Origin of the sequence: Paraburkholderia sp. C35 (genome assembly GCF_003121405.1) — a bacterium.
Classification (GTDB): domain Bacteria; phylum Pseudomonadota; class Gammaproteobacteria; order Burkholderiales; family Burkholderiaceae; genus Paraburkholderia.
Map to the genome: position 1 here is coordinate 1 of NZ_QBUY01000082.1, position 13,244 is coordinate 13,244.

General features: G+C 61.5%; 11 protein-coding genes. 8 read left to right on the forward strand and 3 right to left on the reverse strand.

The genetic code is table 11. The features are described from left to right. Positions 1-313 precede the first annotated feature (313 nt). Positions 314-580 carry a hypothetical protein gene (locus DK391_RS32395; protein WP_109482088.1) on the forward strand — a complete coding sequence of 89 codons (267 nt, stop codon included), beginning with the start codon at positions 314-316 and terminating at the stop codon, positions 578-580. Positions 581-607: 27 nt separating this feature from the next. Then, on the forward strand, positions 608-1,024 hold the full coding sequence (locus DK391_RS32400; protein ID WP_109482089.1) for an organic hydroperoxide resistance protein: 417 nt from the start codon (positions 608-610) through the stop codon (positions 1,022-1,024). Between the two features lie 58 nt (positions 1,025-1,082). Here the strand turns inward: DK391_RS32400 and DK391_RS32405 are convergent, their stop codons facing one another. Then, on the reverse strand, positions 1,083-1,523 hold the full coding sequence (locus tag DK391_RS32405; RefSeq protein WP_109482090.1) for a hypothetical protein: 441 nt from the start codon (positions 1,521-1,523) through the stop codon (positions 1,083-1,085). 262 nt (positions 1,524-1,785) lie between these two features. On the opposite strand from DK391_RS32405, the gene DK391_RS32410 reads away from it, so the two are divergent. The 3 genes from DK391_RS32410 (at position 1,786) to DK391_RS32420 (ending at position 6,465) form a co-directional block, all read left to right on the forward strand. Next, a complete protein-coding gene (locus DK391_RS32410) occupies positions 1,786-3,150 on the forward strand; it encodes a 2-hydroxycarboxylate transporter family protein (protein ID WP_109482091.1) in 1,365 nt (454 codons plus the stop codon). Positions 3,151-3,218: 68 nt separating this feature from the next. After that, positions 3,219-5,102: an ATP-binding protein gene (locus DK391_RS32415; protein ID WP_109482092.1), complete on the forward strand. Its 1,884-nt coding sequence runs from the start codon at positions 3,219-3,221 to the stop codon at positions 5,100-5,102. Next, the gene (locus DK391_RS32420) at positions 5,092-6,465 is read left to right on the forward strand and encodes a sigma-54 dependent transcriptional regulator (protein ID WP_109482093.1); all 1,374 of its coding nucleotides are present in this window, start codon (positions 5,092-5,094) and stop codon (positions 6,463-6,465) included. The genes DK391_RS32415 and DK391_RS32420 overlap by 11 nt, the downstream gene beginning before the upstream one ends. Position 6,466: 1 nt before the next feature. Here the strand turns inward: DK391_RS32420 and cynR are convergent, their stop codons facing one another. After that, the gene (cynR, locus tag DK391_RS32425) at positions 6,467-7,348 is read right to left on the reverse strand and encodes a transcriptional regulator CynR (protein WP_109482094.1); all 882 of its coding nucleotides are present in this window, start codon (positions 7,346-7,348) and stop codon (positions 6,467-6,469) included. 142 nt (positions 7,349-7,490) lie between these two features. Here cynR and DK391_RS32430 point away from each other — a divergent pair, with 142 nt between their 5' ends. Further along, positions 7,491-8,150 (forward strand): carbonic anhydrase, encoded by a 660-nt coding sequence (locus DK391_RS32430; protein ID WP_109482120.1) that lies wholly within the window; start codon positions 7,491-7,493, stop codon positions 8,148-8,150. Positions 8,151-8,199: 49 nt separating this feature from the next. Then, on the forward strand, positions 8,200-8,670 hold the full coding sequence (gene cynS / locus DK391_RS32435; RefSeq protein ID WP_109482095.1) for a cyanase: 471 nt from the start codon (positions 8,200-8,202) through the stop codon (positions 8,668-8,670). A 58-nt stretch (positions 8,671-8,728) separates the two neighbouring features. On the opposite strand, the gene DK391_RS32440 is transcribed toward cynS, so the two are convergent. After that, entirely contained in the window at positions 8,729-10,324 is a 1,596-nt protein-coding gene (locus tag DK391_RS32440; protein ID WP_239483016.1) for a cyclic diguanylate phosphodiesterase, read from the reverse strand. 692 nt (positions 10,325-11,016) lie between these two features. Here DK391_RS32440 and DK391_RS32445 point away from each other — a divergent pair. After that, positions 11,017-13,182 carry a M1 family metallopeptidase gene (locus DK391_RS32445; RefSeq protein ID WP_109482096.1) on the forward strand — a complete coding sequence of 722 codons (2,166 nt, stop codon included), beginning with the start codon at positions 11,017-11,019 and terminating at the stop codon, positions 13,180-13,182. Positions 13,183-13,244 lie beyond the last annotated feature (62 nt).

Sequence of the window (13,244 nt, forward strand, 5' to 3'; positions counted from 1 at the left end):
AATGCCAGGACTTTTGCAGAGATTCCCTTACTTTCTTTGCGGCGGCAAAGAAAGTAAGTGCCGCCCCGCACAGGGGCAACACTAGCAGACCACTAACAAAGAGCGGATGCCAGCGGCAGCACAAACCTCAACCCCCATCAAAACCAAAAAAACCAAAAAAACAAATCGCACACGATCAAATCGCACTTGACACAAAAATTTTCCACCCTAAAATGCATCGTACGCGATGTAATCGTGCGAGATTAAAAAGACAGCACTGAACCGAATTCACAAACCCGCCCCAACAGTGGGCACAATCAAACCGGAGTCCACCATGAACAAGTTCATCAATGCCGCAATCTGGATCACACTCAGCGCCGCAGCATCGTCGGCATTCGCCAGTGGCTACGGCCCGGCCCCTCACTACAACCCGCTGCAAGGCGCTCCCGTTTCGCAACAAGGCCCGAGCGCGATCGTCGCCGAAGCAGGCCAGAACGCTTCCGCCAACGACGACATGGGCGGCGTATCAACCCAGAACATGGAATCAGGCCGCCGCACCATCTCGAGCGAGTTCGGGCTCTCCACCTTCAAACACCACTAAAACCGCGAGCAAAGAGGAACGCACACCATGTCAAGAATCGACAACGTCCTGTACACCGGCAAAACGCAAACCACAGGCGGCCGCGATGGCTCGGCTCGCAGCACGGACGGCCGTCTGGATATCCAGCTTTCTCCGCCGGGATCGAGCGGCAAAGGCACCAACCCCGCGCAACTGTTCGCGGCAGGCTGGTCGGCGTGCTTTATAGGCGCACTGGGACTCGCGGCGCGCGAGCTGAAAGTCGCGCTGCCCGCCGACACGGCAGTCAACGCCGAAGTCGATCTCGGTACGGGTGAGGGCGGCTACTTTTTGCAGGCGCGCCTGTACGTCAGCCTGCCGGGCGTGAATGCCGAAGTCGCGCAGAAGATCGTCGAGACGGCACATCAGACGTGCCCATACTCGAAAGCCACGCGCGGCAATATCGACGTTGAAATCGCACTGGTTTGAGGTGTGTCGGCGTGGCCGGTTCGCCGGCGTCCTTCAGGCGAAGGGCGCGGTGAACCGGCTATGTCGGGTGATCGCCAGAACGCGGTGGCTGCGGATTGTTGGCGGGGTTCGTGTCGTACTTGAATACGCGTTCGATGCCGGATTCGGGCTCGCGTGCCAGTGCCTCAAGCTCGGCTTCGAGCGAATCGGCGGTTTCCTTCGAATAGATCTGCTCGCCTTCCACATACACCGTGAAAGAGCGCAGATACTTCGCTTTCTTTTCAGGGTTCTCGATGGTCTGCCGCGTCCACTCGTATAGCGGATACGCCGCCGTGCCAAGTTCTTCCGCTTCCTTCACATAACCCGCAAACGCGTCGTACTGGCATGTGACCGTGGCGTGATGCCGTTGCAGCACCGCATGCAGCGGCGCGTACGACTGCGCAGACGGATCGGCGCGCAATGCAAGCGCCCGTTCGTCGGAAACCGTCATACGGATCTGGAACTGCCATGTGTCCTGCATGGTTTTCCCCAATCGAGCCATGCGGTGATTCTAGCGAATGGCTGAAATCTCAGCCTCCCTTCGCGAGCCGATTCTGAAGTCTCAGAACAAGTTCGTCGCTGTCAGCCTAAAAATGAAAGAAACCGCATATAAATCAATGGCATAACAAATTCAAGCGAAGCCGGAAAAATTGGCATACCCCTTGCGATATAGGCGTCCACTGGCCACCCGGCCACAAGACAAGCGATGCAGCCTCACGCATCCAAGATCAAGGAGACATGCTTTGCAAACGACTTCGCACGCCCACGGCCCGTCGCAGCCGCTGCCCGCGCAGCAACCCGTCACCAAGACGCGCTTCTGGCCGGAAGGCTGGTGGAAGCTGATGGAATACCGGATCGGCATCATCCCGCTGCCTGTCTACGTCATCCTGGCCGCGCTGATCACGGGCTTCGCCGTGACGGGCAAGGTGCCCGGCGAAATTTCGATGGCCATCGCCGTACTCGCCTTCTTCGGCTTCACCTGCGCCGAACTGGGCAAGCGTCTGCCCATCCTGCGCAATATCGGCGCGGCCGCGATCTGCGCGACCTTCGTACCGTCTGCGCTCACCTACTACCATCTGCTGCCCAAGCCCGTGCTTACTCTGACCACGGACTTCACCAAGCAGACGAACTTCCTGTACCTGTTCATTGCGTCGATCATCGTCGGCAGCTTTCTGAGCATGGACCGGCGCGTGCTGATCCAGGGTTTCATCAAGATCTTCGTGCCGCTCGCAGTCGGCTCGATTGCGGCTGCCATCGTCGGCACGGCTGTCGGTGCGGCGTTCGGGCTTGGCGTCAAGCACACGCTGCTGTATATCGTCGTGCCCATCATGGCGGGCGGCGTCGGCGAGGGCGCGATTCCGCTGTCCATCGGCTACTCGGAAATCATGCATCTGCCGCAAGGTCAGCTGTTCGCGCAAGTGCTGCCGCCCGTGATGCTCGGTAGCCTCACGGCGATCGTGCTGTCCGGTGCACTCGACATGCTCGGCAAGCGCTATCCGCATCTGACGGGCCGCGGCCGTCTGCAGGTCGGCGAGAAAGATGAAATGGACCCGGTGAAGGAAGAAATCTCCGGCCATATCGATGTCACGCATATCGCCGCCGCCGGCATCACGGCCATCACGCTGTATCTGCTCGGTTTGATGTGCCGCAACCTGTTCGGTCTGCCCGCGCCCGTCGCGATGCTGTTCCTCGCCGTGCTGGTGAAGCTCGCGCGCGCCGTCTCGCCGCAGTTGCAGGAAGGCGCATTCGTGGTCTACAAGTTCTTCTCGACGGCGGTGACGTATCCGCTGCTGTTCGCCATCGGCGTCGCGATGACGCCGTGGGACGAACTGATGGCCGCCTTCACGTTTGCCAATATCGTGACCATCGTCGTGACGGTCGCGACACTGATGGGCACGGGCTTTGTGGTTGGCCGCTTCCTGAAGATGTACCCTATCGACACCGCGATCGTGAACGCTTGCCACAGCGGCCAGGGCGGCACGGGCGACGTCGCGATCCTGACGGCGGCCAACCGCATGACGCTGATGCCGTTCGCGCAGATCGCCACGCGTATCGGCGGCGCCATCGTGGTGACGCTGACGCTGATCCTGCTTGCGCATTTCGGCTGACGCACCCGCGCAATCCCGTGTCGGGCGCGCAAGCCGGCGCATAAAGCAGCTTGCGGCGCCCGGCATCGATGAGGTTGAATGTGCGCGTAAGAACAAGAAGCATACCGTTGTGGGCATGGGCCGCTGCCATCGCGCTGTATCTCGGCGCGGCGGCGGCGGCCGTCGAATTTGCGTGGGACCGCGCCATCGACGCGCTCGCGCAGGTCGGCGCACACCGGCTGGATCTGTATGCAGCCAGCCTCAAAAGCGAGCTGGGCCGCTACGAGATGATGCCCGCCATCGTCGCGCGGCAGGACAGCGTGCGTGCGTTGCTTGCGGCGGGTTCGCGCGCGTCGCCGGACCTGCTGCACGAAGTCGATACCTATCTCGAAGCCGTCAACAACGAAGCAGGCAGTCTCGCCGTCGACGTGATCGACCTGCAGGGCGAGGTGATCGCCGCGAGCAACTGGAACCAGTCGTTCAGCTTCGTCGGCACCAATGTTTCGTATCGGCCGTACTTCAAGGATGCGCTCGCGCATGGCACCGGGCGCTTCTTCGGCATCGGCACCAACACTGGCATGCCGGGGCTGTACTATGCGAGCGCCGTGCGCGTTGCGGGCAAGCCGGTCGGCGCGACGGCGGTGAAGCTGAGCGTCGATGCGCTCGAAACGGCCTGGCGAGCGCCCGGCGAGGCCGCCATGGTGATCGACAGCAACGGTGTGATCGTCATCTCGACCGTACCCGCGTGGAAGTTCACGGCGATCCGGCCCATCACCGCGCAACAGCAGCGCGTCATTCAGGACTCGCGGCAATACGCGGGCCGCAATGTCGATGCATTGCCGTACCGCCGTGTCGGCGACTGGAACGACGCGGCATGGCTCGGGCGCTTTCCCGACTGGCGGCGCGCCGGTCACACCACGCAATTCCTCGTGATGTCTCGGCCTGCGCCGCAAGCGGGCGATTCGATCATGGTGCTGCTCGATGTCGCCAGCGCGCGTCGACAGCAACAGGTTGCGCTCGCGTTCGTGACGGGCGCGTTTCTGATCGCCGGGCTTTATGCGTTGTACGCGGCGCAGCGGCGCCGCACGATTGCCGTCAGGCTGAAGGCGCAGGACGCGCTGCGCGCCGCGAACGACCGGCTGGAGATGACCGTCGCGCAACGCACGGCAGCGCTGGTGGAAACCAACGAACGCATGCAGCAGGAAATCGTCGAACGCAAGCGCACTGAGCAGCGTTTGCGCGACACGCAGCAGGAAGTGGTGCACGCGGGCAAGCTCGCCGTGCTCGGCCAGATGGCGGCCGGTCTCACGCACGAGTTGAATCAGCCGCTGGTGGCAATCCGCACGCTGTGCGATAACGCGCGCACGTTTTTCGAGCGCAATCAGCCCGCGCAGGCAGTGGCGAATCTGGAGCGTGTCGCGAAACTGGTCGACAGCATGGCCGTGCTGACGGGCGAACTGAAGACTTTTGCGCGCAAGCCGGACGTCGAACGGATGGCCGTGTCGCTGAACGAAGCGGTCGCGCACGCGCGGCTTATCTACGAAGCGCGTATTCGCGATGAAGGCGTGCAACTCGACGTGAACATTCCGGCAGGCTCGACAGTGTGGGCAGAATCGAGCCAGTTGCAGCAGGTCATCGTCAATCTGCTCGGCAATGCGCTCGACGCCGTGCATCACGAAGAAAAACGCATCATCACGATTGCCGCCGCCGACCCCGACGCGCGCGAGCGCGTGCTGTTCACACTCGCCGACACCGGCCCCGGCATCGCGCCCGACGTGCTTGCCCATCTGTTCGAGCCGTTCGTGACCACCAAGCCGCGCGGGCAGGGACTGGGACTTGGCCTCGCGATTACGTCGCGTATCGTCGAGGGTTTCGGTGCGAAGATTTCGGCCGCCAATCTGGCAGGCGGCGGCGCACAATTCACTATCGAATTCGCGGCGGCGACGTCGCAGAGGGTGGTTCATGGGAGATGAAATCAGGGTTCTCGTCGTCGAAGACGATGAGAACGTTCGCGTCGGCGTCGAGCAGGCGGTGGCGCTGGCGGGCTTTTCGGTCAGCGCGTTTGCATCGGCGGCGCAGGCGTTGGCCGAGGTTGCGCCGGGCGCGCCCGTCGTGATCGTGTCGGACGTACGGATGCCGGGCATCGACGGCTTGCAGCTGCTCGACAAGGTGATGGCCATCGATGCACAGATTCCCGTCGTGCTGATCAGCGGACACGCCGATATTTCCACGGCAGTAGGCGCGATGCAGGTCGGTGCCTACGATTTCATCGAGAAGCCGTTTTCGTCGGACCACATCGCGGGCCGCGTCGCGCGTGCCGTCGAGAAGCGGCGCCTTACGCTCGAAGTGCAGGGCTTGCGCGCGGCGCTCGACAACTGGCAAGGCATCGAAGCGCTGGTGCTCGGCAAGTCGCCTGCCATGGCCGATGTACGCAAGAAGATCCTGCGGCTCGCGGATACATCCGTGTCGGTGCTGATCACGGGCGAGACGGGCACGGGCAAGGAGCTGATCGCGCGCAGCCTGCATGACTTCGGTGGGCGTCGCGACAAACATTTCGTCGCGCTCAATTGCGGCGGCCTGCCGGAGCAGATTTTCGAAAGCGAACTGTTCGGGCATGAAGCGGGTGCGTTCACGGGCGCGATCAAGAAGCGCGTCGGCAAGATCGAATGGGCGAATGGCGGCACGCTGTTTCTCGACGAAATCGAAACCATGCCGGTTCCGCTGCAGATCAAGATGCTGCGCGTGCTGCAGGAACGCACGCTGGAGCGGTTGGGCGCGAATGAATCGATAGCAGTGGATTGCCGCGTGATCGCGGCGTCGAAGGCCGATCTCGCGGCGCTAGCGGCTGAAGGCGGTTTTCGTGCGGACTTGCTCTACCGGTTGAACGTCGCGCAGATCGAATTGCCGCCGTTGCGTGAGCGGCGTGAAGACGTGCCGCTGCTGTTCGAGCATTTCGTGCTGGCGGCCGCGCGGCGTTTTGCACAGCCGGCGCCGGTCGTGTCGGCGTCGCAGTTGTCGGAACTGATGACCCATCAATGGCCCGGCAACGTGCGCGAGTTGCAGAACGTCGCGGACCGCGTCGTGCTAGGTCTGACGGGCGACAGCCTGTTGGCGGAAAGCAGCGGTACGGTAGCACCGGCGGCCAAGGGCGGCACGCTCGCCGATCAGATGGCGTACTTCGAGCGCATGCTCATCGAGGACATGCTGAGGCGCTGTCACGGCAGCGTCGCGGACGCGAGCGAGGCGCTCGGCATGCCAAAGAAGACGCTGTATCACAAGCTGCGGCAACTGAAGATTGCTGCGCGTGATGTGCAGGGTGAAGAGAGCGAGGCCTAGCCTAGCGCTTGATGTTTTCCATCAACACCTGCACGAACGCCTTGCTTGCCGCCGTGCGATAAGCGTCCTTGCGTTGCAGCAGCACAGCCGTGCGCACAGGCAGCGGTGGATCGAGTGGCACGGGTAGCAATTCCGGGTGCTCGCGCGCGATGCCGTCAGGCAGCACAGTCGCAAGCTGCCCATGGCGCACGATCTCGACGATGGCGCTGATCGAGTTCGCTTCAATCGCCACCTGCGGGCGTACGCGCTGTTGCGTGCAATATTCGTCGATATAGCGGCGGGTCGCGAACGCCCTGTTCAGCAACACGAGGGATTCCTTCGCGAAGTCCTGAGCCGTTAGCGCCTTGCGCCGCGATGCACGCGCATGCGTACGGCCGACCACCAGACTCAACGTTTCCTGAAACAGCAGCTGGCTTTCTATTTCCGCTGCATGCACCGGCTCGAAGGCGATACCGATGTCCAACCTGTCGTCGGCGAGTTGGGCTTCGATCTGGTCCTGGGTGATTTCGTGCAGGTCGATGGCGATGCCCGGATGCGACGCATAGAACCGGTCGATCACCGGCCCTACCAGATACGCCGTGAAAGTCGGCGTGACGGCCAGACGCAGATTGCCGCGGCTCAGTTCGCTCACGTCGAGAATCGCCCGCACGCCCGCATCGAGATCTTGCAGCGCGAGCTTCGCGTAGCGCATCCACGCGTCGCCCGCATCCGTCAGTTGCACCGTTCGCCCTGACCGGTCGAGCAACTGTGTCCCCAACATCTCTTCCAGCTGCCTGATCTGCTGCGACAGCGTGGGCTGCGACACATGCAGCGCCTCGGCGGCGCGCGTGAAATTGCGGTGCTCCGCGACGGCCAGAAAGTAACGGATATGACGTAGCAGCATGCCGGCTCCCGACTGATGACCCTGACGCCGAAACTATTGGTCTTGCCTATTGTCATCATCATAAACCGGTCTTGGACACTATGGTCGATCGAGTCCATTCTTTGTTCAACGCGCCGCACAGCGCGACTGAATGGAGCAGATCATGCAAGACATCATCGACGGTTTTCTGAAGTTTCAACGCGACGTTTTTCCGGCGCGCAAGGAGTTGTTTCGCAAGCTGGCGACCAGCCAGACACCGCGCACGCTATTCATCTCGTGCTCGGATAGCCGGATGGTGCCGGAACTCGTGACGCAGCGCGAACCGGGCGACCTGTTCGTGATCCGCAACGCCGGCAATATCGTGCCGTCGTTCGGCCCCGAACCGGGCGGCGTGTCGGCCACGGTCGAATATGCGGTGGCTGCGCTGGGCGTCACGGATGTCGTGATCTGCGGCCATTCCGCCTGCGGCGCGAGGACGGCCGTCGCGACTGGCAAGTGTCTCGATCACATGCCCGCTGTCGCCAACTGGCTGCGTTACGCGGATTCCGCGAAGCTGGTCAACGAGTCGCGCGAGCATGCCGGCGAGCGCGAGCGGATCGACTCGATGGTGCGCGAAAACGTGATCGCGCAACTCAACAACCTCAAGACCCATCCTTCCGTCGCGCTGGCGCTCGCACAGGGCCGCCTGAATCTGCATGGCTGGGTCTACGATATTGAATCCGGTTCCATCGATGCGCTCGACAGCAGCACGCGCCAGTTTGTTTCGCTGGCCGCGCATCCCGATGTCAACGCGACGCAGGACACACGCGTCGCAGCTTCCTGAATTTTCCCTCGCCGTTCCTCTCAGCTTTACTCTTTCAAGGAGTCACATCATGACCCAATCGCAAGTCAGCCAGAACGCCCGCATCGCCCTGATGGAAACCATCATCGACGCCAAGACGCGCAAGAACCTCACGTTCGAAGCCATCAACGAAGGCACGGGCCTGAGCATTGCCTACACGACGGCTGCTCTGCTCGGCCAGCACGCGCTGCCCGAAAAGGCCGCGAAACTGGTCGCCGAACGCCTCGGCCTCGACGATGACGCCGTGCGTCTGCTGCAGACCATTCCCGTGCGCGGCAGCATTCCGGGCGGCGTGCCGACCGATCCGACCATCTATCGCTTCTACGAAATGGTGCAGGTGTACGGCTCGACGCTGAAGGCGCTGGTTCACGAGCAGTTCGGCGACGGCATCATCAGCGCGATCAACTTCAAGCTCGACATCAAGAAGGTGCAGGATCCCGACGGCGGCGAGCGCGCCGTGATCACACTCGACGGCAAGTATCTGCCGACCAAGCCGTTCTGATCGTCATGGCCTGAGCACCGTAGCAGATTTCGTATAAGGAGAGTCACGCCGGCGACGCTCAAGGCGTGACGTGTGTTCTCGTCGTCAGCGGTTGGGTGTTCGTCTCGGCGAACAGTTGCGAGACGGGCACGGGCCGCTGGTAGAAATAGCCCTGACCATACGGAATGCCAAGGCTGCGCAGCGCGTCGTGCTGCGCCTGTGTTTCAACGCCTTCGGCCACCACTTCCATCCCGTAGTGCTTCGACACGGCGGCGATCGCGCGGATCAGTTCGGCGCCGCCGCGGTCGACCTGCCGCACGAACTGGCCGTCGATTTTCACGTAATCGAATGGATAACGGCCGAGCAGATCGAGGTTGCTGTGCTGCGTGCCGAAATCGTCGATGGCGAACTGGACGCCTTGCGCTTTCAGCGTCTCGAAGATCGCTTCGATGCGTGGATGCTTGTCGAGCAAAAAGCGCTCGGTGACTTCGAGCACGAGTGTGATGCCGTCGGGCAGTGTGTCATTGACGGCCAGCACATCCGCGACAAAACCCTTGCGTTCCAGATCCATCGGCGCGACGTTCACAGCTACGCGCAACGGGCGGGTACTCGTCTTTTGCGCGATGTCGGCCGTCGCGCGTTGCAGCGCGAAGCGGGTGACGCGTGCCAGCAGGCTGCTGCTTTCCACTTCCGTCATGAACGCGGTGGGACTGACGTTGCCCCATTTCGGATGCGTCCAGCGTATCAACGCGTCAACGCCTGCCACACGGCGTGTGTCGATCTCGACCACGGGTTGATACGCGATATGCAATTGCCCTTGCCTGAGCGCGCGGCGCACAGCGGACAGCAGCTGGCGGCGCGGCGCGAACATGATCAGGTAAGCGGCCGCGATCCACAGATTGACGATGATGGCGGCCGCGGTGCCGAGCAGGCCGTATTTCCAGTGCGTTTGCGTGACGAACTCGGGCGCGGCGACGACGATGACGGAGAACGTCCAGCGCGGCGACGCCGCACGCGTGCCGCGCAAGCTGGCTGCGCTTTGAGCGGAAATCAGCTCGCCGCGTGCATTCAACGCGCGCGCATTCGACACGACGAGCACTACCTGGCCCGCTTCGTAGCGCACGCCATGCGCGAGCGTATCGGCGAGGTAAGCCGATTCGACGATGTACAACAGGCCGGCGCTGCGTTGCGTCGGCATGTACAGAGGCATCACGGGCGATTGCGGCTGCCAGGGCGTACCGCCTGTCAGATCGAGCGTGATACCGGAAGGCGCGGGCGTCAGATAGTCGGAGAGAGGAATGTCGATCGAGCCAAGCGCCGACGAACAGTACAGGCGCCGGTTGGCCACGAGGTTGACGCTGCGCACGTAGAGCACGTACGTATTCAGTTCCGAGAGCCGATGTTCGACCTGCGTGCACGCCTGTCCGGGCAACACGGCCAGTTCGTCGTGCTGGCTGGACACGACGCTGTCGAGAATGCGGTCGATCGATGCCACCATGTCTTTCGCAATCAGACTTTCGCGTTCCCGAATGGTGGCCTGGTCTTCATGCCGTGCCCACAGCGCAGACACGACCAGCACGCACGCGCCGCATATCAGCGCGACAACGAGTGCGAACATCGGAGTGAAGCCGCGGGTCACGACAGCGGCATGGCGGAAAGTTTGGAACGTGCTCACATCGTGGTCCGATGGTGATGCCGGTCGCAGGAACGATGCTGGAATCGTCGGATAAATATAGCATGCGACGCCCGTCTGGACGGCACCGATGATGCATGCATACGGAAACGCCCGTTCGAATCGCAATCCTGATTAATTTGCGTATCAGAGTTGTGCCGAATGCGCTTTGTTAATTGCATTTCGACGGAATTGAGAAATGCGTAAAGAAGGGAGACGTCCGCATTTCCGGCAATAAAGGCGAGGAAATAAGAGCATGCAAAATGAATTGCCGTTTGATAAATTCGTTTTGAATTGGTATGACCCATTGGGCATAGAGCATATGTTCGAGAAATATTTTGTAATGAGCGTTGACACGCTGACGTTTGCCCAACTAATCTACCGCTCATCGTAAGCTGACAGTCATTCAAAACGGGTGCATCAAATCATTATTATGCCCGCGGTCGGCTGGTCGAGTCTTTACACGCGCGGCATTGCCGCGTGTCCGGTATTGATGTCGTAATTTTTTCTCAAGCTCTCGTTTTAAAAGTGTAAATATCGGCGAATTGGGCCGAGGCCCGTTTTCGTCTGTTTATTGCAAAACTTTCATTCGCATTTAAGCGCGTGAGGGAGACCTTTTTGCGCGATTTTTCTAATTAAAAGAAAAACGCATAACCACACCTTTCCAGAGCTGCTTTATCCGATAAGGACGAATCATGCGAGCATGTTTTCGGTTAAAGGCGGAGTGCCTGCTGGTGGCTGCGACGCTGGTGTTGAGTGCATGTGGTGGCGGAGACGATGCAGGACTGACGTCGAGCAAATCGGCGCAGGTGGGCGCGACGGCGCCGGCGTCGCAACCGGCGCTGTCGGCGCCGCCTGTTGCCGATGCGTCGATCAACAAGACGGTGCCTCCCGTCGAGTTGCCCGACACCGTGAAGCCGATCAACTACAAACTGTGGTTCCGGCCCAATCCGGATCTGAACGCCTTCGACGGCCGCGCTGACGTCGAGATCCAGGTGACGAAGAACATCAACCAGATTGTGATTGCCGGGCATCGCATCAAGTTCGTCAATGGCAAGACGACGCTGCAACCGGGCAACATTCAACTGATCGCGACACCGCAGGACGATGGCGACTTCTATCAGCTGCGGCCCGTGAGCGGCCAGATCCATCCCGGCAACTATTCGCTGCATATGGAGTGGTCGGGCATCATCAACTTCAAGACCTACGACGATCCCGCCACCAAGACGGGCGGCAGTTGCGGCGACGATCCGTATCCGGGCTGCTCGGCTGCGGAAGGCATTTTCCGCGTCGATCTGAAAGGCACCGACGGCACCACCAGCGGCGCGATTCTCACGCAAGGCGAAACCAATCTGGCGCGCCAGTGGTTCCCCGGCTGGGACGAGCCTGCGTTCCGCATGACCTATGAGGTGTCGGCGGAAGTGCCGCAGAGCTGGCGGGTCGTGTCGAATGCCGCCGAGAAGCCTGCCGTCAACGTGGCTAGCGGCTACAAGCGCGTGTCGTTCGACAAGACCCCGCCGATGCCGCAATACCTGCTGTTCTTCGGCGGCGGCATGTTCGATACGCTGGAAGACGATTTCACCAGCCCGTTGAAGGACGGCAAGAATCTGCATCTGCGGATCTTCACGCCGCCCGGCATGCGTGACTGGGCCGTGCCCGCGATGCAGCAGACCAAGCAGGCGCTCGATTACTACTATCGCTACACGGGCATCCCGTTGCCGCTGACGAAGTTCGACACGATCGCCGCGAACGATGCGTTCAAGGACCAGAAGGACCTGAACTTCGGTGGCATGGAGAACTGGGGCGCCATTCTCGAATTCGCCGACGACATCCTGCCGCCGCCCGGCACGACGATGTCCGACTACGGCGTGACCGTGCTCACGCACGAAGCCGCGCACCAGTGGTTCGGCGATCTCGTCACGCTCGACTGGTGGGACGACGTGTGGATGAACGAATCGTTCGCGACGTACTTCGAGAACAAGACGAAGATCCTGTTTTTCCCGGACCGCTTCAACTGGGTCGATGAAGTGAAGACCAAGTACGCGGTGATGTCGCGCGATCTGCGCAACACGTCGTTCCCGGTGCAGCCGAACTTCAACGACTGGGCTTCGAACGATTTCGTGTTGAGCGCGAGTCCGTTCACGTACGACAAGGGCGGCATCGTGCTGAAGATGCTGGAGAACTATCTCGGCGATGCCGTGATGCGCCGTGGCCTGCAATCGTATCTGGCCGATTATTCGCTCGGCAATTCGACGCCGAAGCGTCTGTGGGACGAGCTGGCGAAAGTCAGCGGCGAGCCGATGGTGGCGATCGGCGACAGCTTCGTGCGGCAAACGGGTGTGCCGCTGGTATCGCTCGATACGCAGTGCGATCTGACCAGCAACCAGACGGTCGTCACGCTCAAGCAGTCGCCGTATCCGAACCAGAACCTGTATCCGGGCATTCAATGGACTGTGCCGTTGACGCTCGCTTATGGCGAAGGGCTGTCGCGCCGCAAGACCGTCGCGCTGAAGGACACGCAGATGCAGGTGCGCGTGAACGGCTGCACGGCTGTCGTCGCGGATCCGAGCGGGCTGGACTACTACGTGACGAACTATGGCGACAACGCGTGGAGCCAGTTGCTCGCGCAGAGCAGCGCACTGACCGATCCCGTGCTGCTGACCAACCTGCAGATGGAAGCGAAGATGCTGGTGAATTCGGGTCTGGCGAATCCGTCGCGCGCGACCACGATCGGCTCGATCACGCCGCCTGTGACGGCGATGGCGCGCCGTCAGCTGCTGGTCGCGCCGCAACAGGTGCAGCCGGAGCGCCCGGTGTTGCGCTATCAGGGCAAGCTGAAGGCGCGTAACAAGGCCGAGTAACGTGCCTGTGTCGTGAAGGATCGCGCGCCCGTCTGCTTCATGTGGACGGGCGCGCGATTTTT